This is a genomic window from Streptomyces vastus (assembly GCF_039532825.1).
GTDB classification, from domain to species: domain Bacteria; phylum Actinomycetota; class Actinomycetes; order Streptomycetales; family Streptomycetaceae; genus Streptomyces; species Streptomyces vastus.
This window is the reverse complement of sequence record NZ_BAAASJ010000020.1, coordinates 124,322-148,674: the sequence shown is the minus strand read 5'-3', so window position 1 is coordinate 148,674 and position 24,353 is coordinate 124,322. Positions and strand designations below refer to the sequence as shown.

Annotated in this window: 25 protein-coding genes and 4 pseudogenes; 17 read left to right on the top strand and 12 right to left on the bottom strand. The window is 70.0% G+C overall.

The annotated features are described in order from the left end of the window. Positions 1-269: pseudogene (locus tag ABD357_RS08960) on the top strand (cysteine desulfurase NifS); the annotation flags it as partial. Between the two features lie 149 nt (positions 270-418). Beyond that, a pseudogene (locus ABD357_RS08955) lies at positions 419-719 on the top strand (MFS transporter); the annotation flags it as partial. Here the strand turns inward: ABD357_RS08955 and ABD357_RS08950 are convergent. Further along, positions 638-835 (bottom strand): hypothetical protein, encoded by a 198-nt coding sequence (locus ABD357_RS08950; RefSeq protein ID WP_344388831.1) that lies wholly within the window; start codon positions 833-835, stop codon positions 638-640. The pseudogene ABD357_RS08955 and the gene ABD357_RS08950 sit on opposite strands and share 82 nt — an antisense overlap. 217 nt (positions 836-1,052) lie before the next feature. Beyond that, complete coding sequence (locus tag ABD357_RS08945) at positions 1,053-1,493, bottom strand: MarR family winged helix-turn-helix transcriptional regulator (protein ID WP_344388814.1); 441 nt, start codon at positions 1,491-1,493, stop codon at positions 1,053-1,055. An 84-nt stretch (positions 1,494-1,577) separates the two neighbouring features. On the opposite strand from ABD357_RS08945, the gene ABD357_RS08940 reads away from it, so the two are divergent. After that, on the top strand, positions 1,578-2,240 hold the full coding sequence (locus ABD357_RS08940) for a class I SAM-dependent methyltransferase (RefSeq protein WP_344388812.1): 663 nt from the start codon (positions 1,578-1,580) through the stop codon (positions 2,238-2,240). Further along, entirely contained in the window at positions 2,237-2,659 is a 423-nt protein-coding gene (locus tag ABD357_RS08935; protein WP_344388810.1) for a spore germination protein GerW family protein, read from the top strand. The genes ABD357_RS08940 and ABD357_RS08935 overlap by 4 nt, the downstream gene beginning before the upstream one ends. A gap of 37 nt (positions 2,660-2,696) precedes the next feature. On the opposite strand, the pseudogene ABD357_RS08930 reads toward ABD357_RS08935, so the two are convergent. Further along, positions 2,697-3,182 (bottom strand): annotated as a pseudogene (locus tag ABD357_RS08930) (DUF5990 family protein). Next, positions 3,179-4,183: an organomercurial lyase gene (locus ABD357_RS08925; protein ID WP_344388809.1), complete on the bottom strand. Its 1,005-nt coding sequence runs from the start codon at positions 4,181-4,183 to the stop codon at positions 3,179-3,181. The pseudogene ABD357_RS08930 and the gene ABD357_RS08925 overlap by 4 nt, the downstream one beginning before the upstream one ends. Positions 4,184-4,267: 84 nt before the next feature. Here ABD357_RS08925 and ABD357_RS08920 point away from each other — a divergent pair, with 84 nt between their 5' ends. From ABD357_RS08920 to ABD357_RS08905, 4 genes are read left to right on the top strand one after another with little or no spacing between them, the layout of a single operon-like run. Further along, positions 4,268-4,675 (top strand): heavy metal-responsive transcriptional regulator, encoded by a 408-nt coding sequence (locus tag ABD357_RS08920; RefSeq protein WP_344388808.1) that lies wholly within the window; start codon positions 4,268-4,270, stop codon positions 4,673-4,675. A gap of 46 nt (positions 4,676-4,721) precedes the next feature. Beyond that, entirely contained in the window at positions 4,722-5,627 is a 906-nt protein-coding gene (locus ABD357_RS08915) for a Clp protease N-terminal domain-containing protein (RefSeq protein ID WP_344388806.1), read from the top strand. A 46-nt stretch (positions 5,628-5,673) separates the two neighbouring features. After that, positions 5,674-6,093: an FAD-dependent monooxygenase gene (locus tag ABD357_RS08910; RefSeq protein WP_344388804.1), complete on the top strand. Its 420-nt coding sequence runs from the start codon at positions 5,674-5,676 to the stop codon at positions 6,091-6,093. Continuing rightward, a complete protein-coding gene (locus ABD357_RS08905; protein ID WP_344388803.1) occupies positions 6,066-7,229 on the top strand; it encodes an FAD-dependent monooxygenase in 1,164 nt (387 codons plus the stop codon). The genes ABD357_RS08910 and ABD357_RS08905 overlap by 28 nt, the downstream gene beginning before the upstream one ends. A gap of 53 nt (positions 7,230-7,282) precedes the next feature. Here the strand turns inward: ABD357_RS08905 and ABD357_RS08900 are convergent, their stop codons facing one another. From ABD357_RS08900 to ABD357_RS08880, 5 genes and pseudogenes are all read right to left on the bottom strand, one after another. Beyond that, positions 7,283-7,942: an arsenate reductase ArsC gene (locus ABD357_RS08900; protein WP_344388801.1), complete on the bottom strand. Its 660-nt coding sequence runs from the start codon at positions 7,940-7,942 to the stop codon at positions 7,283-7,285. Further along, positions 7,935-8,603, bottom strand: a complete 669-nt coding sequence (locus ABD357_RS08895) for an arsenate reductase/protein-tyrosine-phosphatase family protein (RefSeq protein ID WP_344388799.1) — start codon at positions 8,601-8,603, stop codon at positions 7,935-7,937. The genes ABD357_RS08900 and ABD357_RS08895 overlap by 8 nt, the downstream gene beginning before the upstream one ends. A gap of 236 nt (positions 8,604-8,839) precedes the next feature. Next, entirely contained in the window at positions 8,840-9,031 is a 192-nt protein-coding gene (locus ABD357_RS08890; RefSeq protein ID WP_344388798.1) for a hypothetical protein, read from the bottom strand. 537 nt (positions 9,032-9,568) lie between these two features. Next, positions 9,569-9,797 (bottom strand): annotated as a pseudogene (locus tag ABD357_RS08885) (ABC transporter permease); the annotation flags it as partial. 130 nt (positions 9,798-9,927) lie between these two features. Then, a complete protein-coding gene (locus ABD357_RS08880) occupies positions 9,928-11,304 on the bottom strand; it encodes a helix-turn-helix domain-containing protein (protein WP_344388796.1) in 1,377 nt (458 codons plus the stop codon). Between the two features lie 744 nt (positions 11,305-12,048). Between ABD357_RS08880 and ABD357_RS08875 the strand changes: the two genes are divergently transcribed. Both ABD357_RS08875 and ABD357_RS08870 read left to right on the top strand, forming a co-directional pair. Beyond that, complete coding sequence (locus tag ABD357_RS08875) at positions 12,049-15,342, top strand: AAA family ATPase (protein WP_344388795.1); 3,294 nt, start codon at positions 12,049-12,051, stop codon at positions 15,340-15,342. Positions 15,343-15,426: 84 nt separating this feature from the next. Continuing rightward, complete coding sequence (locus ABD357_RS08870; RefSeq protein WP_344388793.1) at positions 15,427-15,948, top strand: hypothetical protein; 522 nt, start codon at positions 15,427-15,429, stop codon at positions 15,946-15,948. A gap of 349 nt (positions 15,949-16,297) precedes the next feature. Here the strand turns inward: ABD357_RS08870 and ABD357_RS08865 are convergent, their stop codons facing one another. Further along, positions 16,298-16,528, bottom strand: coding sequence for a hypothetical protein (locus ABD357_RS08865; RefSeq protein ID WP_344388791.1), 231 nt, complete (start codon positions 16,526-16,528; stop codon positions 16,298-16,300). 1 nt (position 16,529) lies between these two features. Next, complete coding sequence (locus ABD357_RS08860; protein ID WP_344388789.1) at positions 16,530-18,848, bottom strand: eCIS core domain-containing protein; 2,319 nt, start codon at positions 18,846-18,848, stop codon at positions 16,530-16,532. A gap of 206 nt (positions 18,849-19,054) precedes the next feature. On the opposite strand from ABD357_RS08860, the gene ABD357_RS08855 reads away from it, so the two are divergent. The 7 genes from ABD357_RS08855 to ABD357_RS08825 all read left to right on the top strand — a co-directional run bounded on the left by ABD357_RS08855 (position 19,055) and on the right by ABD357_RS08825 (position 23,665). Then, positions 19,055-19,648 (top strand): Pvc16 family protein, encoded by a 594-nt coding sequence (locus ABD357_RS08855; protein WP_344388788.1) that lies wholly within the window; start codon positions 19,055-19,057, stop codon positions 19,646-19,648. A 19-nt stretch (positions 19,649-19,667) separates the two neighbouring features. Continuing rightward, the gene (locus ABD357_RS08850) at positions 19,668-20,882 is read left to right on the top strand and encodes a phage tail sheath family protein (RefSeq protein ID WP_344388787.1); all 1,215 of its coding nucleotides are present in this window, start codon (positions 19,668-19,670) and stop codon (positions 20,880-20,882) included. A 19-nt stretch (positions 20,883-20,901) separates the two neighbouring features. Further along, positions 20,902-22,065 carry a phage tail sheath family protein gene (locus tag ABD357_RS08845; protein ID WP_344388785.1) on the top strand — a complete coding sequence of 388 codons (1,164 nt, stop codon included), beginning with the start codon at positions 20,902-20,904 and terminating at the stop codon, positions 22,063-22,065. A 73-nt stretch (positions 22,066-22,138) separates the two neighbouring features. Next, complete coding sequence (locus ABD357_RS08840) at positions 22,139-22,576, top strand: phage tail protein (protein ID WP_344388784.1); 438 nt, start codon at positions 22,139-22,141, stop codon at positions 22,574-22,576. Further along, the gene (locus ABD357_RS08835) at positions 22,567-22,956 is read left to right on the top strand and encodes a hypothetical protein (RefSeq protein WP_344388829.1); all 390 of its coding nucleotides are present in this window, start codon (positions 22,567-22,569) and stop codon (positions 22,954-22,956) included. Before ABD357_RS08840 ends, ABD357_RS08835 begins: the two co-directional genes overlap by 10 nt. Further along, positions 22,953-23,126 carry a DUF6760 family protein gene (locus ABD357_RS08830; RefSeq protein WP_344388823.1) on the top strand — a complete coding sequence of 58 codons (174 nt, stop codon included), beginning with the start codon at positions 22,953-22,955 and terminating at the stop codon, positions 23,124-23,126. Before ABD357_RS08835 ends, ABD357_RS08830 begins: the two co-directional genes overlap by 4 nt. Further along, entirely contained in the window at positions 23,123-23,665 is a 543-nt protein-coding gene (locus ABD357_RS08825) for a phage tail protein (RefSeq protein ID WP_344388783.1), read from the top strand. Before ABD357_RS08830 ends, ABD357_RS08825 begins: the two co-directional genes overlap by 4 nt. Positions 23,666-23,761: 96 nt before the next feature. On the opposite strand, the gene ABD357_RS08820 is transcribed toward ABD357_RS08825, so the two are convergent. Beyond that, the gene (locus ABD357_RS08820; protein WP_344388782.1) at positions 23,762-24,298 is read right to left on the bottom strand and encodes a hypothetical protein; all 537 of its coding nucleotides are present in this window, start codon (positions 24,296-24,298) and stop codon (positions 23,762-23,764) included. Positions 24,299-24,353: the final 55 nt, after the last annotated feature.

Below are 24,353 nucleotides of genomic sequence, written 5' to 3'. Positions count from 1 at the left end.
CCGACACGGGACGCCTGCCCAACACGCTGAACGTCAGCATCGACGGCGCGCTCGGGCATGAACTCCTCGCCGCCGCACCCGGCCTCGCGGCCTCCACCGGTTCGGCCTGCCACAGCGGCACCCACACGCCCTCGCCCGTCCTGACGGCCATGGGCCTCGATACGGGCCGCGCGCTCGGGGCTCTGCGGCTGTCCCTGGGCCGCTGGAGCACGCCCGAGGACATCGAGACGGCGGCAACCGCGCTGCTCAAGGCAGCTGCCGCGCTGTGAGAACGGGACCGTCGGCGCCTACGTGAGAGCGATGACGAGCAGGAGAGGTATGTCCGACAGCACCGCTCAGGGGATCTCCCCCGCAGCGTGCACGCCAGCGAGAGCCGCGATCCCGAGGGAGCAATCCATACCCCGCTGCTCCTGGCCGCGGGCATCTCGCCGCCGCCGCGCCCGCCGGCGCCGTCGCCCCACTCGCCCTTGCCCCACCCTGCTTGGCCCGGGCTGGAACCTCGGCCTCGTGGCCGGCACCGCGATCATCACCGACACCGTGCCCCTGGCCACCTGCGCCAAGCCTCAGGGCATGGTCGATGTCGCCATCGCCGGCGCCACCGGTGGCCTGGCCTCCGGCCTCGTCGTGGCCGCTGCGGCTACCCCGTCCTCGCCCTCACCGGCGGCATCCTCGCCCTCGCCGTCCTGCCCGCCATCGCCGCCACCGCGAGCAGCCGATGACCAGCCCCTCCACCGCCGTCGACATCACGGTCGACGGCACCGGCCCGCTCTGCGTCACCCGCCTGCTGAAGTTGCGCGCCCACATCGCCGACGCCGAGCACGGCTCGGTCGTCCACGTCATCGCCACCGACGCGGCCGCCCCGCTCGACCTGCCCGCCTGGTGCCGCATGACAGGACGCACCTACCCTCGGGCCCGTCCCCGACCGAGACCGGGACGTCCAAGCGCTCCACCTGAGGGCCGATGCCTTGCCCACCCGGCCCGGCGCGCCATGGCACCTGGGTGGCCGACAGTACGGACCCCAGGGCTGATCACGGCGACGACATCCGGCACGTTCACCCCATCGCCCGCAACCGCTCGATCACGACCTCCAGCCCACCCTGGAACGCCTCCAGTTGCGATGTAGGCATGTCGCCGAACAGCTCGTCGGCCATGGAGTCACGGCCGCCTCGCAGGGCAGCCGTGACCGTACGGCCCTTCGAACTCAGGGACACCAGGGTCGCGCGCCGGTCCGTCGGGTGTGCCTCACGGGTCACCAGCTCCTCGGCCTGCAGAGCGTCCAGCAGTCCGGTGACATTGCGCGGGGTCACCCTAAGCCGTGCGGCCAGCGCCCGCTGGGTCATCGGCCCGTCGTGCAGCAGAGCCCACAGCAGACCCGCCCGGGCCGTTGTCAGCCCGCGCTCGGCGACGCCGCGCGCCATCATCGCGCCGAGCACCTCGGCCAGTTCGAAGAGCCGGTCCAGCGAGACGCTGGCGGGCGCGTCCTCCCCGGGCATATCGTGAAGTGGCTTCACTATGTAGTACCTCCGCAAATGATGGTATCCCGGGGGCACTGCCACAGAGGAAGACGGTGACCAGCAATGACCCAACAGATGAAGCGACATCCGGTCTTCGCCCGCTTCTACGCGAAGGTCGCAGGGCCTGCCCTGGACAAGGCCGGCATCACGGAGCACCGCAAACGCCTGCTGTCCGGCCTGACGGGCGAGGTCGTGGAGATCGGCGCGGGCAACGGGCTGAACTTCGCCCACTACCCGCCGGAGGTGAAACGGGTGCTGGCCGTCGAACCCGAGCCGCGTCTTCGGGCTATGGCCGAGCAGAGCGCCCGCACGACATCGGTCCAGGTGGACGTGATCGATGGTGTCGCCGAGCAACTGCCCGTCCCGGACGGCTCGTTCGATGCCGCGGTCGTCTGCCTCACCTTGTGCTCGGTGGCCGACCCGCGCGCCGCTCTCGCCGAGCTCCACCGCGCCCTGCGACCGGGCGGACAGCTCCGCTTCTTCGAGCACGTACGCGCCGATTCGCCCGCGATGCGCCGCGTGCAGCATGCCGTGGACGCGACCGTCTGGCCCTTGCTGATGGGCGGCTGCCACACCGGTCGCGATACCCAAGCGGCCATCACCGCCACCGGGTTCACGCTCACCTCGCTGGAGAAGTTCGCCTTCCCCGAGACCCGTGTCCCCTCCCCGGCGGCCACCCACATCCTCGGCACCGCCGAGCGCCCCCGACCCGGCAGTACGTCATGACCGTCCCTGAGAACGAGACGGCGCCCGCACGGCCATCGGACACGGATCTGTCAGCCGCCCACGCCTCTGTCACCTTGCTGGAACGCCTGGCCGACAAGCTGGGCGGCCGCGCTTCGGTCACCGCCGTGTACGGCGAACCCGTCACCGCCGACGGCGTCACCGTCATCCCCGTCGCCAAGGTCGCCTTCGGCTTCGGCGGCGGAGCCGGACGCGAAGTGGGCGCAGCGAAGAGCGGCGACGGGGGAGGCGGCGGAGGAGGAGCCGAGGCCAAGCCCCTGGGGTACATCGAGATCCGGGACGGCACTGCCACCTACAGGCCCATCCGCGACCCGTGGTCCGACGTCGTCCTTCCGCTGGCGGCCCTCGTCATCGGCGGCGCCATGCCGAAGATCCTCCGCTCGCTGCGCCGTCGGGGTTGAGGGCGCAGCACGACATTGACCTCGGTCGCGGGCGCGCTCAGTCGGTGGATCCCGCGGTCCAGATGATGGCCGGTGGTACGACCCGCGCACACAGGGTCATACCGCGTGCGTCGGTCAGTCCGAGGCGCCCGACCAGCAGGCCGGTGCGTTCGGCGGCGTCGAGTACCTTGGCGGGCACGGCGTCGAGCATGAGTTTGGCGCGGCGGAACATCGTGAAGTTGCCGGAGCCGTCGACGGTGCCCCAGGAGAGGTAGACGAACCGGCCACCCGGGCGGCCCTGCACGTAGGGACCCTTCACATCGGTGCCGTCGGGTGAGGCGAGCGTGGTTCACTCCAGGGTCCAGGTCGCGGATGCTGCGTCGCCTGGCTGCGGGTCGAGGAGTTCGGCCGGGCGCTCACGGCGTTGCACGGCGACATGGATATTGCTGTACGTCGGGACCTCGTTGCCGTCGAGGACCGCAGGCGGGCAGGCCGGGCCGGGGAGGTCGACGGCGTCGATGCGGATGCGCATGGCGACCATCATCCGCGCCCTGTCATGGGTGAACTCCCAGGCACTGGGGCAGGGTCCGTCCCCGTCAGGAGTGAGCCGAAGACCGACCGTCCCAGGGCTTCGGCGCGGGCTTGGCCGATGGCCCTGCCGGTGTACTCGGGGTGCTGCTCGGCCCAGCTCCGTGCGGTGCGGCGGCTGGTGAAGAAGTTCAGGGCGCCGCAGGCGACGTCGGCCGCCGGGCCGGTGCAGGAGCGCCGGCCGACGTAGACCACGGCGGTGACGGGTTGCCAGGTCATGTGTCCCCCGGTGGAGGTGACGGTGACGGGGGCGCCGGTGACCGGGTCGGCGGAGGTGATCACGGCGTCGGCGCCGAGCATGTCCGGGATGCCGAGGCCGTCGATCGCGCACATCGCCCACATCTCGGTGTCGTCGGGGAGGCGGATCCGGTGGGCGGTGGGGGTGGCGGAGAAGGGGTATGCCGCCCGGATCCGTCCTTGGTCGTCGAGGGCGAGGAAGTCCTCGGCGGCCAGTTCGGCCAGGACCTCGCTGGAGTCCCGCCCGAAGGCCCGTGCCACCTGATCCAGGTCGGCCGGTTCGGGTGCGCGGCCGGTGGCGGCGAAGGACCGCAGGACGGCCTGTTGCACGACCCGCAGCCCGCCCGTGACGGGTGCGAGACGGCCGCGGCCACCGCGTCCGGCCGCGTCCATGGGCGGGCAGTCGCAGTCTTCGCCGGCCACTGCGACCTCCAGGGCCCGCTGCAGGTCGGCCACGCTCGGCGCCCCCTCGGTCCGCCCGTCCGGGGCCCGGTACAGGCGGCACGAGACGGAGGCGGCAGCCCCTGGTACGGCGAAGGGGTCGGTGCCGTCGATGAGCACCGTGGGGGAGCCGGTCATGCCGAGCCGTGCGGCCTGCGCCTCGTCGGCGACCTCGACGAACTCCATCTCTGCGGCTCGCCCCTCGAGCGCCTGCTCGATGCGCTCCCGCGCCACTGGTGCGTGGGGGCAGTCGGGCACCGTCAGAACCGTGATGAGCATCGCCGCGTCCTCCCAGGTCACTGCGGATGTGACCGACGTTAGACCTTCCAGCACACTGGAAGGTCAAGGCGTAGCCTCGGCCGTATGCGCATCGGAGAGCTGGCCGCCGCGAACGACCTCACGCCCAAGACGATCCGTTTCTACGAGCAGGCCGGACTGCTGCCCGCGCCTCCCCGGACGGCGGGCGGCTACCGCGACTACCCGCCGCGGACCGGCGCCCGGCTGGCCTTCGTCCGCGACGCCCAGTCGGCCGGTCTCACGCTCGCCGAGATCCGCTCGATCCTCGCCCTGCGCGACTCGGGCGAGGCGCCGTGCGCCCACGTCACCGACCTGATCCAGCAGCACCTCGACGACATCGAGCGGCGCATGGCCGAGCTGCGCAAGACCCGCACCGCGCTGCGCGGCCTGGCCGAGCGGGCCGCCACCACCGACCCGAGCACGTGCACAGACGCCGACATCTGCAGCATCATCGGCGACCCCGCAGGTAGGTGACAACAAGGGATTGTCACTCCGGGATTGACAATCTACGGTTGTCGGCATGAGCGAAGAGCCCACTGTGGAGCAGCTCATCGCAGCCGCCCACGACCGTGCCGGCAGCGACGACGAACTCGCCCTGCTGGACGCCGTGATCGCCGTCACCCGGGACCTGTCCGGCCATGCGGATGCGGCCGTCGACCAGGTCGTACGCCAGGTGCGTGCCGTCGGCCACTCCTGGACGGTGATCGGCGAACACCTCGGCGTCTCGCGCCAGGCGGCCCGCCAGCGGTACGCCGACCGCGTCGACCGCCTCACCGAGGCACCGCCGGCCGTGGGGCTCATCCGGGGTCGCGACCTGGAGAGCGGACTGTCCGCCGCGCTGGCCGCGGCCGAGGCGGACGGACTGGCCGAGGCGGGAACCGAACACCTCCTCCTCGGACTGCTCACCGACGGCGTGGCCGCCGCCACGCTGGAAGAACTCGGCGTCACCCGCGACAAGATCCGCGAGGCGAGCCGTCAGCTCTTCGCCTATCCCGCCGGTGCAGTGAGGGCCGGGGATCCCGTGTTCTCCGGTGAGGCGAAGGCCGCGCTGGCCGCCGCCGAGCAGCTGGCGGCCGAGCGCACGCCCAACTGTGCCCCGGTCGTGGTCAACACGCCGCAGCTGCTGGCGGTCATCGCGACGAACCCCGGCTCCCGGGCCCGCCGCGTCCTCAACGCCCTTGACGTCGACGTGGCGGACATCAAGCGCCAGCTCCACTGCTACGTCAACGTCCCCCGCACCGCTTTCGGGCGCCGTACCCGTCGCAAGCGCCGCCCCGATGACACCTCGGCCTGCTGTTCCTTCTGCGGCCACCCGTCAAGCGACGAACGCCGTCTGGTCGCGGGTCCCGACGTGTGGATCTGTGCCGACTGCGTCGTGCTGTGCGGTGAGATTCTTGCCCAGCCCGCGGGTGCGCGATCCATGTAGCGCGCCGGACGACGAGTGAGCTGTGGCGCTCGACGAGGACGAATCCGTGAGCGATGCCGGCGAGGCGTTCGAGCACTACCGTGGCCCCATGACGGCGCCCTTGGATGTGCTGGTAGTCGGCGCGGGGCCCACTGGGCTTGCGCTCGCCGCCCAACTGCGTACGTACGGCGTGTCATTCCGGATCGTCGACCGCTCTCTCGACCGGGTCCACGAGTCGCGCGCCCTGGGTATCCAGCCGCGTACCCTGGAGGCGCTCGCCGGGTTCGGGGTGACGGATGAGTTGGTCGCCCGCGGCAACCCTGCGATGCAGCTCAGGATGCATCTGCCGCAGCGAGTGATGCAGATGCCGCTGTTCGACATCGGGCTGACCGACACCGCGTATCCCTTCCTGCTGTTCCTCTCGCAGGCGGAGACGGAGAGCATCTCGCGGGGCAGGACGTGGGCATCGAGCGGGGCACGGAGCTGATCCGGCTGGAGCGAAACGGGCCGGCCGTCACCTGCCGGCTTCGGAGCGGCGACGGTACGGAAGAGACCGTGGACGCTCGGTACGTCGTGGGCTGCGACGGGGCGCACAGCACCGTCCGCGCCCAGGCGGGCATCGGCTTCGAGGGCTACGCCTATCCGCAGACCTTCCTCCTCGCCGATCTGGAGGTCGACGGCCTGGAGCCGGGTGCCGTGCACACGTACATGACGGGGTCTGGGATGGTCTTCTTCCCGCTCGGCTCGCCGGCGACCTGGCGGATGCTCGCGATGCGTCCGCCGGGCGCCCCGGACACCGAGGTGAAGCTCGGGCTCCTGCAGAAGATCACCGACGAGTACACGCCCGACCGGCTGGTCCTGCGGGACCCGGTGTGTATGACCGACTTCCGCCTCCACAACCGCGGCGCCGCCCACTACCGCTCGGGCCCCTGCTTCCTCGCCGGCGACGCCGCGCACATCCACAGCCCGGCCGGCGCCCAGGGCATGAACACCGGCATCCAGGACGCCCTCAACCTGGGCTGGAAACTCGCCCTCGTCTGCTCGGGCAGGGCACCGGCGGAGCTGTTGGACACGTACGAGATCGAGCGCGCCCCGGTCGGCCGCAGCGTGCTGCGCTTCACCGACCGCGCCTTCACGATCGGCACCAGCCGCAACCCGCTCATCCGCCTCGCCCGTACCCGACTCGCCCCGCGCCTGGCCCCGTTGGCGCTCCGCGCCACAGGACCGCGCGGGCGGGTCTTCCGTACGGTCTCCGAGCTGGGCATCCACTACCGGCGAAGCCCCGCCTCCACCGCGGGCTCCCGGCCACCGAGGAAAGGACCGCAGGCGGGCGACCGGCTGCCCGACCTGCCGCGCGGGCTCCAGGCGCGGAGTGCGGGGCCGGGCTGGCACCTGCTTGTGTCCGGACCGCCCGCACTCTGGCCCGACGAACGCCTCGCCTCGCTCCTGCCCGGACGGCACGACCTGATCAGCGTGCACCGGCTCGGCGGGGAGAGCCCGTGGCCGGACCCGGTCCAGGGGCTCGTACGCCCTGACGGCTACCTCGGCTACGTCGCGCGCGGTGCACACCTCGAAGGGCTCCGCGCTTACCTCGAGCGCTGGCTGCCCGCACAACACGGGTGATTCGTACGGCCACCGAGCTGTGCGGGTCCGGCCTCCGTACCCCCTGCGCGCGGTCAGTGCTGCGCCGGGACGCCCAGGTCGTCGAGGAGGCCGCGGACGCGGCGCTCGATGTCGTCGCGGATGGGGCGGACGTCGTCCACGGCCTTGCCCGCGGGGTCGTCCAGCGTCCAGTCGAGGTAGCGCTTGCCGGGGAAGACCGGGCAGGCATCGCCGCAGCCCATGCTGACGACGACGTCGGCGGCGCGGACGATCTCGTCGGTCCAAGGCTTGGCGAACTCGCGGGAAATGTCGATGCCGCGCTCGCTCATCGCGGCGATGGCGGCCGGGTTCAGCTCGTATCCGGGCTCGGAGCCGCCCGACCAGGCGACGGCCCCGTCGCCGGCCAGGTGCTGGAAGAAGCCCATGGCCATCTGGCTGCGTCCGGCGTTGTGGACGCAGAGGAAGAGCACGATGGGCCTGCCGTCGGTGTGGCCTTCGACCTTGGCGAGGGCGTGCAGGCGCTGGCGGGCGAACCGCTCGGCCAGCAGCGGGAGGAAGTTGGGGATGGTGCTGTGGCCGGCGAACTGGTCGTAGCTGGAAGTCAGGAACCGCTCGATGGTCTCCTGGCCGAAGACGCCGTCGAAGTCGCGGGTCAGATGGGTGGCGGCTGTACGCAGGGCGAGTTGCTGGTCGATGCTCAGGTTGCGGTGAGGGAAGGACGCGGTCTCAGTCATCGCTGCCTCCAGGAGGGCGGACGGCGGGCGCCAGCCGGTCGACCCGGTCGGCGAGATCACTCAGGGCGTCGGCGAAGGCGTCGTCGGTGCCGGTGCGGGTGGGGTCGGGTACCGACCAGTGCAGGCGGTCGGGGGCCTGGGGGCCGAGCTGTTCGTGAGCGTTGTCGCAGACGGCGACCACGAGGTCGTCCGGGCGCAGCGTCTCGTCGATGTGGGAGGTACGGGCGGGGGCCAGGGAGAGGCCGTGTTTGCGTGCGGTCGCGAGGGTGCGGGGGTGGACGCGCCCAGCAGGTCGGGTTCCCGCCGAGGCGGCCGGCACGGTGCTGTGGCGCTTCCAGAGGGCCGCGGCGAGGTGCGAGCGGGCGGAGTTGTGCGTGCAGACGAACACCACACGAGGTGCTGTACGCAAGGGAGTTGGCGCGAGGCCGGTCAGGTGCTGTACGCGTAGGCGCAGGTAGGTGCGCCGTCGGTCTCCTTCGGAGCGGGACCGCTCGATCAGGCCGACCTGATCGAGCAGCTTGAGGTGGTGAGCCAGGAGATTGCTGGGCAGGCCCAGCTCCTGGCCGAGTTCGCTGGGCGAGGCGTCGCCCAGCAGCAGCCGATCGATGATCGCCAGGCGCGCGGGCTCGCCCAGCGCCGCGTGCCGTTGCGCTCGCGTCACCACCGATTCAGACCACTCAGCATTCATTGAGTCAATTTTTGTTGAGCTAATATCTCTCTGTCAATGCCCAGGGAAGGTCCAGGCGCCGCCCAGTCGGCCATTGCGATGCCCGGCACGCCTGAGCGCAACCCCCGCGACTGCGGGCGGCCAGTAGCCACACCGCGGCGGTCGGCGAGGACGGCGACCTGCGCCTGGGTCAGCATCCGGTGCTGCACGTCGAGGCAGTGCTCGTTCATTCATGCCTGGGCCGCAACCTGGACGGCGTCCCAGGGGGAGCACAGGGGCGGCGTGTAGGAGAGGTCGAGTTCGCTGATGCCGTCGACCGGCATGCCGTGGAAGAGTGCGGTGGCGTACATGTTGACGCGCTTGGAGATCTCCGCGCTCCGACGGATCGTCTCCGCGTTCGCCGGAGTCCCCGTCGGCCGCATCCTCGATCGTCGCGGCCCGCGCGTACCACAACTGCCCATGGTTTGCTCGTGGAGTGGGGGGCGGAAGGGGCGCAGTGGCGGGCGCGCACGCCGACGCTGGGCGGGCTGCGCCTTCGGGGCCTGCCGGTCCGTGTGCTCTGCGGCACTGAACCCACTTGGACTTGGCGGAAGGCCGAAACTGTGACGACCCACCAGACCGTTTGCGCTTCAGTGTGGTATCAGCCGCATTCAGGCAGGTCAGAAGGGGTTTTCGTGAGGCGGTGAGGCTGTAATCCCCGATCCGCGATACAACCCCTGTTTTGGTGGCGAGCAGGGTCAACGGGCGCCGGGTGAATGCGCTTTGACCTGCAGAAATATGTCAACGGGAGGGGCGGGATCCGACGCAAGGAGCGCTACGCTGCTCGAAAAGAGCAACGGTCAAAAGACCGTGTGCGTTCTGGCATGCACGCAAAAACTCCGGACCTGTATTTCTGCAGGTCAGGAGCTTGTTCCGGAGTGCCCCCGGCAGGATTCGAACCTGCGCACACGGCTCCGGAGTTTCTGGGGAAACAGCAGGAGCAGGCCCTCGGTGACGGCGGTGAGGCCGAGGGCACTGCCGGCATGGGCGAGCCGGACGGTGCCCGCGCGGAGGCCGGACAGGCCGAGCACGACGGCCGCCGCCGCGAGGCCGCCGGCGAACGCGACGCCGGAGGGAGGCGAGGAGCGGGAGGGAGATGCCGGTGACCGCGACCAGGCCGAGGGTCAGGTAGGAGCCGGCGTTCACTTGGACCCGATGAGCCAACAGCGAGCGTGTCAAGAGTCGGCAATCGAGTCAACGTTTGTGACTCCATGAGTCATGACAGTCTCCATGAAAGTGAGGATGTCGGGTTCCGGGCCAGTCGCTGTGCCCCGTGCGCTCAGTCCATGACGGATTGCGCCGTGGGGAGTTCGGCGAGTTCCCGCCACGTGTACGCGCAGAAGTGCATCGCTCCGCCCTGTTCACACAGCTCGGCCGCTCGCCGGTACACCGCGGCGGCAGTGGACGTGTTGCCCAGCGCACGATAGATCCTCGCCGTCCACAACAGGTTCACACCGACCTCGTGCGTGGCGGGCCAGGACCCCGCCTCCACCGAGGCATCAGCCATCAGCCGGGCCCGGTCGGGCTCGCCCCGTCTCAGGGCCAGGTGCCCTTCGAGCACGGCCAGGTGGACCAGCATGCTCGTGTGGCCGAGTACCTCGATCACCGGCCGGGCCCTGGCCAGCCGCGCGTCCACCCGCTCGTCGAGGCCCTGATCGACAAGGAACTCGGCGATCGCCAGGTAGTACTGGGCCTCCGCCCAGGCGTTGATGTCCTGCTGTGGGTCGGTCTGTTCCAGGGCGCACTCGAACCAGGTCCGCGCCTGTGCGTAGTCGTCGGCCAACAGGCACAGCCGGGCCGACTCCCGGTACGCTGCGCTGCGCTGCGGCCAGGGGATCTCGTCCGAGAGCCGCGCGATGAGAGCGTCGGCCACCTCACGCCCCCAGCGCTCGTAGCCGCTCCAGGCACAGGCGTTCACCAGCACGGTGCCCGCGCGCACGGCGACGGAGGCTTCCTGGTGGGGCTCGGCGAGCGTCCATGCGAGCTGGGCGAACCGTAGGCCGTCGACGAGGCTGCCGTTGCTCAGGCTGAGTTCGGCGAGATGCCGGGCGACCCGTTCCAGCCTTTCCGCCGAGGACCGGGTGTACTCGTCGTCGAGGAGTTGCCGCAGCAGCCGTCGGCTTTCGTCCACTCGGCGGCTCCTGCCGTGGATGCGCGCCAGCGACCAGCGGGCCTCCCAGAGCATGTCGCGGTGCGGGCCGTCCCCGTAGCTGTTCAGGATCTCGGTGAGCTGCTCGGCGGCCGTGTCCGAGGCGCCTTCTTCTTCCTCCTTGCGCGCCCTGAACAGCAGCTCCACGAGGTCGATCCGCCTGCCATCGTCCTTGCTCGTGTCGTCGGCGACTCCGTCTCCGGCCCCGTGTTCCGGGGAGCCCGTGCCCTTTTCCTGGAAGGACTGGGGAGTCACCCCCAGACGCTCCGCAAGCGCGGCGACGACCTCCGGGCTCGGCACGCGTTTGCCGCTTTCGAGCAGCGAGACGTAGCTCGCGGAGAGCTCCGGCCCGGCGAGATCGGCCTGGGACATGCCCGCGTGGCGTCGGAGTTCTCGCATTCTTCTTCCGAACTCGGGCTGCGTGGCCAACGCGGGCTCCTTACTGAGACGGGCGACTCCGCACGGGCGGCGGTACCGCCCAGCGGTCAATGATGGCTCCCACCCCACAGGGTTCCCTGCCCGGCCTCCAAAGATCGAGGGTTGACTCTGGACCAGTCAAGAAGTCATGGTGGTGAACCTGGATTGTGACTGAGATCGTGACAGTGGTGCAAGGCGCCTTCGCGGTGGGGGGGGGCTGTCGTCTCAGGACGCAACCGCCAGAGGAGCTCAAGGCATGTCTGAAGGGGGATTCCCTATGGGCCGGAACGACGGAGTGGACGGTGACATCCGGAGCGGGCGGCCCGCGGACCGGTCCCGGCGGCGAAACACAGCAAGTCGTAGTCCTCGCCGACGATTTGACCCTTCGGTGCTCGGAAGGCGTGTTCCCGATGGCGCGTCATGCGGAGCGTGAGGCCGGCCCGGAGTCTGCCGCCCAAGCGTCCTGCTCCCCGATCCTGCCGATGGGCTCGGCAGGGTGAATCCGCAGGGGGCGCCGCCGGGGATCACGCTCTCGGTGACTTCGGTCATGGGCAGCCTGGCGGCCGAGGAGAGTCGGTGCGCGAACCAGGTGGTGGTCGAGCCGATCGGACCTGTCGTGCGGACGACAACTCGGCAAGGGCCAGCGGCGGGCACTCGCGTTCCGCGAGCGATTTTCGGATGTGTAGGAAATGTGAAGAGGGAGGGCTTTCTGTGAGAGGCTCTCAAGTCACTTGAGTGCAAAGGGAGTTGCCGACGGGCAGCCCGTTTCGGTGTCGCTGCACGGTGTCGTCCAAGCGCCGGCCAGGGCGGGGTGACGCGGTTCGAGGGAGATGCGTGGTGCATGGCATACAGGTGAGGCTGTTCGGTGAGGTGTCGCTTCACCGGGGCGGCGAACCCCTGACCGCCCCGCCGGGGAAGGCCCTTGAGCTGCTCGGCTACTTACTGATGCACCGCGACCGCATACACACCCGTGAAGTGATCTCCGAACTGCTGTGGCCGGACACCGAGCCCGGCGCCGCCCGAAAGTACCTGCGCCAGACCCTGTGGCGGCTCAACACGACCATGCAGGACCGGTCGAACGATCACGGCGAGGCAGGCGAACTCGTCGTCGTCGATCCCCACTGCATCCGCATCAACCCGGCCGCGTCCTGCTGGCTGGACGTGGACGCGTTCGAGGAGAGTTACGCGGCGGTCCGTGACACAGACGGGCACACTCTCTCCGACGATCAGGCGCACGCGGTGGAGTACGCGCTCGGCCTCTACCGCGGAGACCTGCTCGCCACCTGGTACCACGACTGGTGCGGCCACGACCGGGACCGCCTGCGCCACACCTATCTGGCGATGCTGGACCAGCTTATGGGCCACTGCGAGGCACGCGGGCTCTACGCCAAGGGGGTGGGCTTCGGGCAGGCCGTCCTGCGCCACGACGCCGCCCGGGAGCACACCCACCGACAGTTGATGCGGCTGCACTACGCCGCCGGTGACCGTACCGCCGCGCTCCGCCAGTACGAGCAGTGCGCCTCGGTGGTCGACCAGGAGTTCGGGGTGCGGCCCTCGGCGGACACCACGGTCCTCTACGAGCACATCCGGGCCGACCGGGCCGAGGACATCCTGCCGGGCAGTGCCCGGCCGGTGGTGGCCGGACGGCCGACACGTGAGTCATGGAACGGAGGGCCGGGTCTCGACCACCCGGGCGGGCACCTGGATCCGGTGTCCGTGGCCGCGATCCCGGAGCAACGGTCCCAGTCCCGGCGCGAGAGCGCGTTGCTCGATTCCGTTCGAGTACAGTCGTCCGGCCCGTCCGGCCCGTCCGGCCCGGACAGTCGGACTCCGAGCGACGTGTCGGACCAGGGGCGCGGACCGGCCGAATACGACCTGGACGAGGTACGGGAGGACATCCCGGACGAGGGGCGGGACACCGTGGACATGGGCGGTTCGGGCTACACCGACTCGACGCAGCACCTGCAGGCCGAACTCGCTCGCCTCGACGTACTGCTGGGTAGGCAGGTCGGGCGAGCCCGGCACTCCCACCGGGAGCCCGCCGACGAGCTCTCCGCGTTATACGTCTCGGAAGCCGAGGTGGACGCGCTGCTGGACGGCACGCTCGACACCCCGCCCCACGACGGCGAACTGGAGACCGAAGCGGAGCTGGACAGGCTGTCGGCCGAGATCGCCGAACGCGTGGCGCAGAGCGTGCGTGACGGCGTGAGCCTGAGGCTGGTAGCCCTGGCCGGGTTGTTCGATCTGCACCCGGTGGATGTCGACGTCGTCGTGATGTGCCTCGCCCCGGAGATCGACCGCCGGTACGAGCGGCTGTACGGCTATCTGCACGACGACATGACCCGGCGGCTGCCCACCGTCGGCCTCGCCCTCGACCTGGTGAGCGCCGACCGTGCGGCGCGGACCGCCGCACGGACCCGGTTCGCACCGTCGGCGCCGCTGGTCAGGCACCGTCTCGTCACACTCACGGAGGACTCCGCCGCGCCGACGCACTCCCTGCTGGGCAGCACGGTCCGGCTGGACCCGAGGATCGCCGGGTTCCTGCTGGAGGACGACGAGTTGGCCGGCCGACTGCGGCCGTACGCGGGGATCGTCCCCCCGACCGGCACGCTCGACGACCTGTACTTCCCCGCGGAGTTCGGCGCGTCGTTGGCCCGGCTGAGCGAGCACGCCGACGACGGACTGGTGGTCTACTGCCAGGGGCCGTACGGCGTCGGCAAGCAGAGCGCCGCGTCCGCCTGCTCCCTGCGTTGGAAGGCGCCGCTGCTGGTGGTGTCCGCCGACCTGCTGGCGGAGCGCCCGATGGAGGAGTTCGCGGCGCTGGTCGCTCTCGTCGACCGGGAGGCACGGCTGCAGGGCGCGGTCATGTACTGGGAGAACGTCGACTCACTCCTCGGCGAACAGGCCCGCCCCCGGCTGTCGTTGCTGCTGTCCACTCTGGCGGCTCACCCCGCCCCGGTGTTCCTGGCCGGGGACACCGCGTGGGAACCGTCCGACCCGCCGGCGGGCATGACCTTCGTACGGCTGGAGTTCCCCGCTCCCGGCTGCGACGAGCGGCTCCGCCTCTGGGAGTCCGCACTCGACGTGCTCGACGGGACGGACCGGCCGGCGCTGGATCTGGCCGCAGTCTCCGGGAAGTTCAGGCTGAGCGGCGGTCAGATCCAGGACGCCGCGGCGACCGCCCGTAACCTGGCGCACGCCCGCGCACCCGGCGCACCCCGGCTGACGCAGGACGACCTGTACGCGGCGTGCCGTCTGCAGTCCAACCGCAAGCTGGCCGAACTGGCCCAGCGGATCACGCCGCACTACGCCTGGGACGACATCGTGCTGCCCGCCGACCGGATGGAGCAGTTGCGGGAGATCGCCAACCAGGTGCGCTACCGGGCTCTGGTGTACGAGTCCTGGGGGTTCGAGCGCAAGCTGGCCAACGGGCGGGGGCTGGCCGTGCTGTTCGCCGGCCCGTCCGGCACCGGCAAGACCATGGCGGCCGACGTCGTGGCCCACGAACTCGGCCTGGACCTCTACAAGATCGACCTGTCGACCGTGGTGAGCAAGTACATCGGCGAGACCGAGAAGAACCTCTCGCGCATCTTCGCCGAGGCCGCCACCAGCAACGCCGTGCTCTTCTTCGACGAGGCCGACGCCCTGTTCGGCAAGCGCTCCCAGGTCCGCGACGCGCACGACCGGTACGCCAACCTGGAGACCAGCTATCTGCTGCAGCGGATGGAGCAGCACGAGGGGGTGGTCGTACTGGCCACCAACCTGCGCAAGAACCTCGACGACGCGTTCATCCGACGCCTGCACGTCACCATCGACTTCCCCGTCCCCGGTGTCGAGGACCGGCGCCGCATCTGGGAGCAGGTCTGGCCCAAGGAGGCTCCCCTGGACGGGAGTGTCGACCCGGACCTGCTGGCCCGGCAGATCGACCTGCCCGGGGGCAACATCCGCAACATCGCCCTCGCGGGTGCCTTCCTCGCCGCCGCGGACGGCGGGGTGGTGACGATGGGTCATCTGCTCCGGGCGACGCGGCGCGAATACCAGAAGATGGGCAAGATCCTGACGACCGGAGAGTTCGGTACCGGCACGACCACCGGGAAGGATGGTTCACAAGCGTTCCCCTCAGAGTGAGGTCACGCCGGAGCAGAAGGCACCGGCCACCGCTGCCCCTAGACAAGCCGGGAACACTTTCAGTGCAAGCGCAGTGTCTTCCGGGTGGCCGAGCCGGTGGTACGGCTGCACCAGTTGCTGATCCAGCGGCACGAGCCGGAGCTGGTGGTGGGCCGGGCCGACCGGGTGTGGGAGGAGAACGCGGACACCGTCGCCGGGAAGATCTACGGTCCGCACTTCGAGGAACTCGCCCGCCAGTGGTGTTTCGAGCATGCCGAGCCGGAGAGCCTCGGGGGCAGGCCGAGCTGGGTGCGCCCGACCGAGATCGCCTGCCGGGAGCACCGTCGTGGGCACGAACTGGATCTCGTCGTGGCTCAGTCGCCCGCGTTCGGGACTGATCGGATCATCGCGATCGGCGAGGCCAAGGGAACGCTCACTCCCGTCGGCCTGCCGCAGCTGGAGCGCCTGGAGCATCTGCGGGGGCTCCTGCCCAGCGCTCGCGTCGGCGCGTTGCTCAAGCTCCTGCTCTTCGCCCGCTCCGGCTTCACCGACGATCTCCGGCGGGAGGCGGAACGGCGCGGTGACGTCGAACTGGTCGACCTGCACCGCATGTACCGCGGAACGTGATGCGCCAGGTGGCGTCAGGCGGGTCGGCGCCTCGCAAGCGGTGGTCACGCTCTTCGGGCGTGCGGCTCGCCAGTTGCGGGAAAGACGTGAAGAACTCGGATTCGTTGTGCGAAACTTCCAACTCTCCTTATGCGTAACGCGAGTTGAAGTCGGCCACTCCGTGATGGGTCATCTCCTCCGGTCTGCCCGACGGGAGTACCAGAAGACGGGCGGGATCCTGTCCGCTGGAGCATGTGGCGGACCGGGGTGGAGCCGGACAGGCTGTCGGCCGGGATCGCCGGGCGTGCGGGACGGAGCGTGCGGGACGGTGTGGGCCTGCGGTGGTGGTCCTGGCCGGGGCGCTCGGTCTTCAGCAGGGGCGCGTACGGGCGTCGCGCAAGGCACGCAGTACCAACTGGTGTATCCAGTCGGTTTCCGTCATCCACAGCCTCGGGTTGGGGTAGAAGCGCTGTCGCACCTCCTGCGTCATCCGCCGGAAGCTCTCCTCCTCGGACAGTTCGACGAAGCGGCCGGCGTTGGCGGCGCACCACTCCCGGATCGCCGCTATGCGGGCGTCGAGGCGGTCCCCGTCCCTCGTCATGTCAGGCCCCGTTCTTCCTGAGCTGCTGGCCCAGCACGATCAGCATCCGTATCAGGGTCAGGTCCCTGTCCCAGATCTTCCGCTGTAGTTGGTTGGCGAGGGACAGCTTCGTCTCGGCGAGCATGGCCCGAAGGGTCCCCGTCTCGATCAGTTGCAGCCACGCGCTCAGCGTCGCGGTCGCCTTGTCGATGAGCAGGCTGTCGGCTTCGTCCCACGGCGGTGAGTACGGCGCGACCATGAGCACCGTCGTCATGCACTCCTGCATGCTGTGTTCGCCGCTGACCACCATGTCGGCGATCACGAAGGCCATCAGGTCGAGGCACTCGTCCTTGGTGAGCATGCCGTTCTGGAACAGCCAGGACGACGTCTGCATGTAGTTGAGGGTGCTGTTGGAACGGCCACCGACAAACCGGTCGGGATTGTCCTTCTGAGCCTGTGTGTACCACCAATAGTTCCTGAGGTCGACTTCGCCGGGAGGCTGGATGTCGGGGGAGTAGTTGCCGCGGTTGCGGGTGGGGTGAAGTGCCTCGTTGAAGATGGTGTCGCCGCCCAGACGCCGGTACGCCGCCACCGCGATGTCCCAGCCCAGGTCCTCGATGTTCAGCCGATTCCGCCACGGGCCCAGCGTGTGTTCATAACTCTGCTCGGCCTTGGCATCCTGGTATCGCCCGCGGACCGTTTCCGCCATCGTCTGGTCGAGCGCGCGTGGCGTGCCGCGGTTGCGATCCGAGTTCCCCACAGCCATGCCAGGACGAATGGCTGCCAGATAGTAGGCCTCCGTGTCGCATTCCACGTCGGTCGTCGCAGCCCAGCCCAGGTGTGTACCGTCCGCCGCGTAGACATACACTCCGCCGGCGGCGGCGCTCAGTCCGCCGGCGAACTCTATGAGCTGCACCTGACTGCCCGGCGGCAATCCTCCGGGTCCGGGAACGTCGACCACGTCGGCCACCACGACGAACTGGCCGTCGGGCAGGTACCCCGTATTGCTGATTTGGAAGATCCAATCGATTCCTGCGCCGCTGACCAGCAGTACTCGATCTATCGCGACGCTCGGGTCCTGCAGGGTGGCCAACGTGACGTGCTCGTTCTGGGTGGCCGCGGAGTACTGGGTGAACATGGTGTCGCGGGCGTAGGTGGAACCGAGCTTCTGCTGCGGATCTCCCAGGGTCGGGTTCTGCACCTCGATGCCGGCATCCGTCATGAACTGCCGGTTGTCCGGGTGCCAGGCGCCCGCGGCCTCGTAGCCGAGGGCCGGAACCAGGAACCAGGGGGGCCGGTTCTCGCCCAGGGCTTCCCGCTCGTCCATCTCCTTCTGGAAGTGTTCCCAGGCCGGCTGCACGTCGTCGCGCGTCTCGCCGGGGAAACTCGGCACGAATGCCGCGCGGTCATTCAGTTCCCGCTCCCACTCGACCTTGCGGTGGTGAAGGTACTTCGCGCCGCCGCCCACCTCGGCCTGCTCGTCGGTCCTGGGATTCTTCCCGTACCGCCACACCAGCGCCGTGCTCGCCAGGAGGTGACTGGCCTGGCTCGTCGGCGAGGCCGCCGCGAAGGAGGCCTTGGTGAGCTCCCTTTCGATACCTTCGGTCTCTTTGGGTGCCAGAGCCGGGTTGTGGGCACGCTGCGCGACGGGTGTGGCCGTGGCCGACGTCGCCCCGGCGCCTGCCGCGTGGCCGACGCCGGACCCGCCGGTGTGCGGATGCTCCGCGTCCCGCTGCGCCAGGGGCGGCCCAGCCGCACCCTGCTGAACGGTGTGCACCAGCTCATGAGCAAGCAGCGCGTCACCTGTCGCGGTCCCCGGCGTGTACTCACTGCGACGGACGAACACATCCGCCCCGACCGTGAACGCCCGCGCCCCCAGGGTGTCGTTGAGCCGATCGGACTCGCCGCCCACATGCATCCGCACGCCGCCGAGATCGGCGCCGGTGGCGCTCTCCATGCGCCGCCGGATCCCCTCCGGCACCGGTCGCCCCGCCCCGCTCATCCGACCGACCGCCCGAGCCACATCCGGACCCGCGTCACCACCACGCGCAACCGGCACGCTCCCGGCCGCGGCCGTGGCCGGAGCCCGCCGCAACGACGCACCCGTGACCTGCAACGCGATCCGGTCGGCCGCACGCTCCAGCGGGTCGTCGACCGCTCCGACAGCGAGCTTGGCCTGAACCACGCCCTGCACCCGACGGTTGCCGTACCGGCGGTGCAGATCCAGCAGCCCCTCCCGAGGGTGCGTAGGACAGCGCCCGGGCTCGACGGACCTGGCCGCTGTCGTCGGCCGGACCGGCTCGCGAGCGGTGTCGTGGCCAGGAACCGGTGAAGTCGCCATCCGTTACCCCCAAGTGGTGCCCGGGCTCGCCGCCGGGCCGCGGAGCACTCATACCAAGCGGGCGTCTCGCGAGCGTCTGCCGCCACGTCTGACGCGTCACCCGGCTGTCCGAGTCGCCGGGGCAGACGCTGAGGCAGACGACCGAGGGACGCCCGCCGTGTAGAACTCCGGCACAGGTCGATCCGGTGCCGAGGAGAGGAGAAGCGATGTTCCAGGACCTGGACGCCACCCTCGCCGCGCTCGTGGAGTCCGAGATGCCGCTGTCCGGCATCACCGTCAGCTTCGCCACCCCGGACGACCAGTTCCCGCCCTCCGGTGTCACCCTGCCGGCGGTCGCCTTCTTCCTGTACGACGTGCGGGAGAACCACGAACTGCGCACCAACCAGTGGGAGAACACGCGGCAGGAGTCCGGGATGATCACCCGAAAGCGCGCGCCGGCGCGGGTCCTGTGCTCCTATCTGGTTACCGCCTGGCCGAACGAGAGCGCGCCCAACCCGGCGCAGGACGAACACCGTCTGCTCGGCGCGGTGATGAGGCTGCTCCTGCGCCATCGGGAGATCCCTGAGCGGTACCTGCGCGGCGAACTGACCGGGCTGAAGCCGCGGTTGCCGGCGCGGATCACCGCCGAGAGCCAGTTGCAGGGCATCGGCGAGTTCTGGCAGGCCATGGGCGGGCGCCCCAAGGCCACCCTGCACTTCAGCGTCACGCTCAGCGTCGACGTCTTCGAATCCGCCGAGGTCGGGCCCGAGGTGACCGAGACGGTCGTCCGGGTCGGCCTGGGCGTGGACCACGAGTCATGACGAGGGGGAGAACCCACAGATGCCGCAGTATCTAGCGCCTGGCGTGTACGTCGAAGAGGTTACCTCGGCGATCAAGCCGATCGCCGGGGCGGGAACCAGCACCGCGGGCTTCGTGGGCGTCGTTGACGACACGGTCACGATGCCGTTGCTCCCCGGCCGGTCCGGGCTGAAGGCCGACGGCACCACCCGCGAGCCCACCGACTTCGCCACGGTGGCCCCTGCCGGAGTGGCCCAGCTGGTGGACGGCTGGGAGACCTTCAAGACCCTGTTCGGCGACATCCAGCCGGGCAACAGGACGCTCGCCCACGCGGTCTACGGCTTCTTCAACAACGGCGGCGGCCGCTGCTGGATCACCCGGGTCGCGCCCGACGAGGACGCGGACCAGGTGGAGACGAGCCTGATCGGCGCGCTGGAGACCTTCACCGCCCTCGACGAGATCGCCCTGGTCGCGATCCCCGGCGCGGTGAGCGACGCGGTGCAGGGCGCCATCCTCGACCACTGCGAGAACCAGTACCTCCAGGACCGTTTCGCCATCCTCGACGGCCGGCAGACCAGCGAACCCGTACCGACCAAGGGGGATATCCAGGGCGGCACCCGCGACAGCAGCTACGGGGCGATCTACTACCCGTGGATCGACGTCGGTGTCGAGGACGCGGACGGCAACCCGGTGTACCAGCCGCCGAGCGGCCACCTCGCCGGGATCTACGCCCGCGTCGACACCGAGCGGGGCGTGCACAAGGCACCGGCCAACGAGGTGATCCGCGGCGCGCTGGGCCTTGAGAAGCTGGTCAGCAAGCAGGGCCAGGCCGGGCTCAACCCCGACGGCATCAACGTGATCCGTAGGTTCGACGGCAACAACACGGTCTGGGGGGCCCGCACGATGGCGGGAGCGTCGCAGGCCGAATGGCGCTACATCAGCTCCCGGAGGCTGTTCAACTTCCTGCGCGAGTCGATCGACGAGGGCACCCAGTGGGCGGTCTTCGAGCCGAACTCGCCGGAACTGTGGTCGAAGATCCGCCGTAACGTCGGCGCCTTCCTGAACACCGTGTGGGCGTCCGGCGCGCTTCTGGGCAACACGCCCGAAGAGGCTTTCTACGTGCGCTGCGACGAGACCGTCAACCCCGCGGCGGTCCGGGACGCGGGCCAGCTGGTGGTCGAGGTCGGGGTGGCCCTGGTGCGACCGGCCGAGTTCGTCGTCTTCCGGATCAGCCAGTGGGCCGGCGGGGTCGAGTAGCACCTTGCCGGACGAGACCATGACCCAGCCACCGATACCGGGCGTGCTCCGGCAGGACGTGTTCCCGCCCCAGGCCCCGGTCTTCCTCACCGGGGTGCCCGCCTTCCTCGGCCGGGCGGCCACCGGACCTCGTACGCCGCAACGGCTCACGCTGTGGCCGCAGTTCGAGGCGGCCTACGGCACGGATCCGGGCGGCTTCCTGGCCGACACGGTCCGGGGCTTCTTCGACAACGGCGGACTGCTGTGCCATGTCGTACGGCTCGACGAGTCGAAGCAGGCCGCCGCGGCACTGCAAGCCGCGCTGGACGGCCTGGCGGACGAGGTCGACCTCGTCTGCGCCCCCGACATCGTCACGGCGGCGCCGTGGCCGACAGGCGGCTCCCTCGTTCCGGTCGTCACCCAGCAGCAGACGCTGCTGCACCACTGCCAGGAACGGGGCGACCGGTTCGCACTGCTCGACGGCATACCCACGACGGACACGACGAAGCTCATGCAGCAGCGCGCGGCGCTGACCAGGGACGACGGCCCCTTCGGGGCGCTCGACGGCTCCTTCGCGGCGCTGTACTACCCCTGGCTGCAGGCGGCGCCCGGCGGCGACGGGGCGTTGCGTCTCCTGCCCCCGTCCGGGCACGTGGCGGGCGTGTACGCGGCCGGCGACCAGCGGATCGGCGTACAGAAGGCGCCCGCCAATGCGGAGGTCGCGGGTGTCGTCGATCTGCAGGCGTACCTCGCCCCGGCCGACGTGGGAGCGCTGTACGAGCAGGGGGTGAACTGCCTGCGGGCGCTGCCCGGACGCGGCATACGGGTGTGGGGCGCACGGACTCTCGCCGAGGAGCAGGCATGGCGGGACGTGAACGCCCGGCGCTTGATCGGCACGATCGGCCGGTGGATCGAGCGGTTCATGACGGGCCTGGTCCACGAGCCCAACGACGTACGGCTCTGGGTGCGGATCATGCGGGAACTCACCGCGTACCTCGACGAGCTGTTCCGGCGTGGCGCGCTGAAGGGCCGTACTCCGGCCGAGGCGTTCTTCGTCAAGTGCGACCACGAGACCAATCCCCCGGCGGTCGTCGCGGCCGGGGTGGTGGTGACCCAGATCGGTGTGGCACCGACCGCACCCGCCGAGTTCGTCACCGTTCGCGTCATCCATGGTGCGAGCGGCGTGACGGTCGACGCGGCGTGAATGATTTCGACGCTTTCGAAGACGACTTCGACGAGAAGTTCGACAGGAAACTCGATAAGAAGGAGGTGCGGTTGTGGACAGGGTCGATCCCTATTTCGGCTACAACTTCTCGGTGGAGCTCGACGGCATGACCCGGGCCGGATTCCGGGAGTGTTCCGGACTGGAGAGCAGTCAGAACGCCGCCGAATACCGCGAGGGAATGGACGCGAACCTGGCCCCGCGGAAGATCCCCGGTCTGAACAGCTACGGCGACATCACGCTCAGCCGCGGTGTGACGAACGACAGCAAGCTGTGGGAGTGGCGGCAGAGGGTGATGAAGGGCACCGTGGAACGGCACAACGTGTCGATCACGCTGCTCGACCAGCAGGGCGGTCCCCGGGTGACCTGGAACCTCTTCGAGTGCTGGCCGAAGTCGTGGTCCGGCCCCAGCCTCAACGCGACCAGCGACGAGATCGCCGTCGAGCAGCTCACGCTCGCCTGTGAACGCATCGAGGTCGACCAGTGGAGCTAGCGGGCGGCGTCACCGAGGCTCGCCGGACCGAGTTCCCGTTCACCCTGCCGCACGGCCTCGTCGCGCCGGACGGCACGGTGCATCGCGAGGGCACCATGCGGATGTCCACCGCGTTGGACGAGATCGAGCCGATCAAGGATCCGCGGGTACGGTCGAACCCGGGGTATCTGGTCATCATCCTGCTGACCCGGGTGATCACGAAACTGGGTGGCCTGGAATACATCAACACCCACACCGTCGAGAACCTGTACTCGGGCGATCTCGCCTATCTCCAGGACTTCTACCAGCGCATCAACACCAACGGGCATTCCCGGCTCCAGGTGGACTGCCCGCACTGCAGCGGGGCATTCGAAGTGGAGCCCCCCAGCCTGGGGGAATAACGCGCTACTCCCCGGACCGGCTGCACGAGGAAGTAGCGTACGTGGCTTATCACTTTCACTGGCCCTATCTCGACATCATGCAGCTCGACCATCACGAACGGCAGCGCTGGGTCGCCGAGATCGCCCGCATCAACGAGCGTCTCAACGAACAAGGAGGGGTGCGGCGATGACGTCGACCGGAATTCCGCTCGGACTGAGCTGGGCGCCCACCGCCGTGGGCAACTGGACCGGACTGCGCTTTCCCGATCCCTTCTCGACCTTCAATTTCGCCGTCGAGATCGAGGGCCTGCTGGTCGGCGGCTTCACCGAGGCCAGCGGCTTGGAGAGCCGGATCGAGATGGAGTCCTACCGGGAGGGCGGGGTCAACGGCTTCGTGCACCAGTTGCCCGGCGCTGCCACACCTTCGAATCTGGTGCTGCGGCACGGGCTGAGCGCGGTCAGCGAGCTCTGGAACTGGTACGACAACACCGCGCGCGGTGTCATCCAGCGCAAGAACGGCACGATCGCGCTGCTCGACCGGCGCCGGATCCCGGTGATGTGGTGGAACTTCCGCAACGCGCTGCCCGTGCGCTGGACCGGCCCGACGTTCAACGCCGGAACCGACGAGGTCGGCTTCGAATCCCTTGAGCTGGCGCACGAGGGACTGACCAAACCGCTGCTGGGACAGGCCCTCGCACTGGGTCACGGCATCGCCGACATGGCCGGCTGACAGGAACCCCGAGATGGACGACGACACGACCTTCGACCCGGCGCTGGTCCACCGGCTGTCGCGCAGGGCACTGCGCCCCGGGGTGGTCGACCCGGGTCAGGCACGGGCCGTACTCACCCGGCACCACGGCATGACGCCCGCGCTCCCGCTGGCCGAGTCGGCCTCACGGTATGCGGACCCGGTGTCGCACGCCGGTTCGGCGGCGCCCATCGTGTACGCGCACCCCGCACCGCCCGGGCAGTCCGGGCCCTCCGCCGCAGGTGCGGATGCGGCCGGCCCGGGCTCGTCGGCACCGGCCGGGGCCATGCCGGTCGCCTCGGCGCGACGCACACCGGTGGCCTCGGACGGACCCGCCGCCTCGGACAGACCGTTGGTGTCGGCTCGTCCGGCCCGGTCCGCAGTGGCCCCGGCGGGTCCCGCACGGACCACGGCCGGTCCGGGTGCCGGCGGTTCACCCTCGCGCCCCGCGACATCCCCGGCCGTGACGGGGGCGACGCCCATGATCCAGCGCAAGGTCGCCGCGCCGTCCGCCCCCACGACCTCTCCGCCCTCCCGTGCCGGATCCGGGCCGGCGCGGACGCCTCGCGTGCCCGGCCCGCCCGCGTCCCGCGTCCCGCTGCCGGCGCCGGGCACAGCCGGGGCACCTGGTCCCTCGCTGCCCGGCCGCGCGGGTCCCTCTGTGCCGTCG

Coding starts and splice junctions, on each gene's coding strand:
- ABD357_RS08945 (WP_344388814.1), bottom strand. CDS start 1,493: ATGCCCGGGGAGGACGCGCCCGCCAGCGTCTCGCTGGACCGGCTCTTC.
- ABD357_RS08940 (WP_344388812.1), top strand. CDS start 1,578: ATGACCCAACAGATGAAGCGACATCCGGTCTTCGCCCGCTTCTACGCG.
- ABD357_RS08935 (WP_344388810.1), top strand. CDS start 2,237: ATGACCGTCCCTGAGAACGAGACGGCGCCCGCACGGCCATCGGACACG.
- ABD357_RS08925 (WP_344388809.1), bottom strand. CDS start 4,183: ATGCTCATCACGGTTCTGACGGTGCCCGACTGCCCCCACGCACCAGTG.
- ABD357_RS08920 (WP_344388808.1), top strand. CDS start 4,268: ATGCGCATCGGAGAGCTGGCCGCCGCGAACGACCTCACGCCCAAGACG.
- ABD357_RS08915 (WP_344388806.1), top strand. CDS start 4,722: ATGAGCGAAGAGCCCACTGTGGAGCAGCTCATCGCAGCCGCCCACGAC.
- ABD357_RS08900 (WP_344388801.1), bottom strand. CDS start 7,942: ATGACTGAGACCGCGTCCTTCCCTCACCGCAACCTGAGCATCGACCAG.
- ABD357_RS08890 (WP_344388798.1), bottom strand. CDS start 9,031: ATGCGGCCGACGGGGACTCCGGCGAACGCGGAGACGATCCGTCGGAGC.
- ABD357_RS08865 (WP_344388791.1), bottom strand. CDS start 16,528: ATGACGAGGGACGGGGACCGCCTCGACGCCCGCATAGCGGCGATCCGG.
- ABD357_RS08860 (WP_344388789.1), bottom strand. CDS start 18,848: ATGGCGACTTCACCGGTTCCTGGCCACGACACCGCTCGCGAGCCGGTC.
- ABD357_RS08855 (WP_344388788.1), top strand. CDS start 19,055: ATGTTCCAGGACCTGGACGCCACCCTCGCCGCGCTCGTGGAGTCCGAG.
- ABD357_RS08850 (WP_344388787.1), top strand. CDS start 19,668: ATGCCGCAGTATCTAGCGCCTGGCGTGTACGTCGAAGAGGTTACCTCG.
- ABD357_RS08845 (WP_344388785.1), top strand. CDS start 20,902: ATGACCCAGCCACCGATACCGGGCGTGCTCCGGCAGGACGTGTTCCCG.
- ABD357_RS08825 (WP_344388783.1), top strand. CDS start 23,123: ATGACGTCGACCGGAATTCCGCTCGGACTGAGCTGGGCGCCCACCGCC.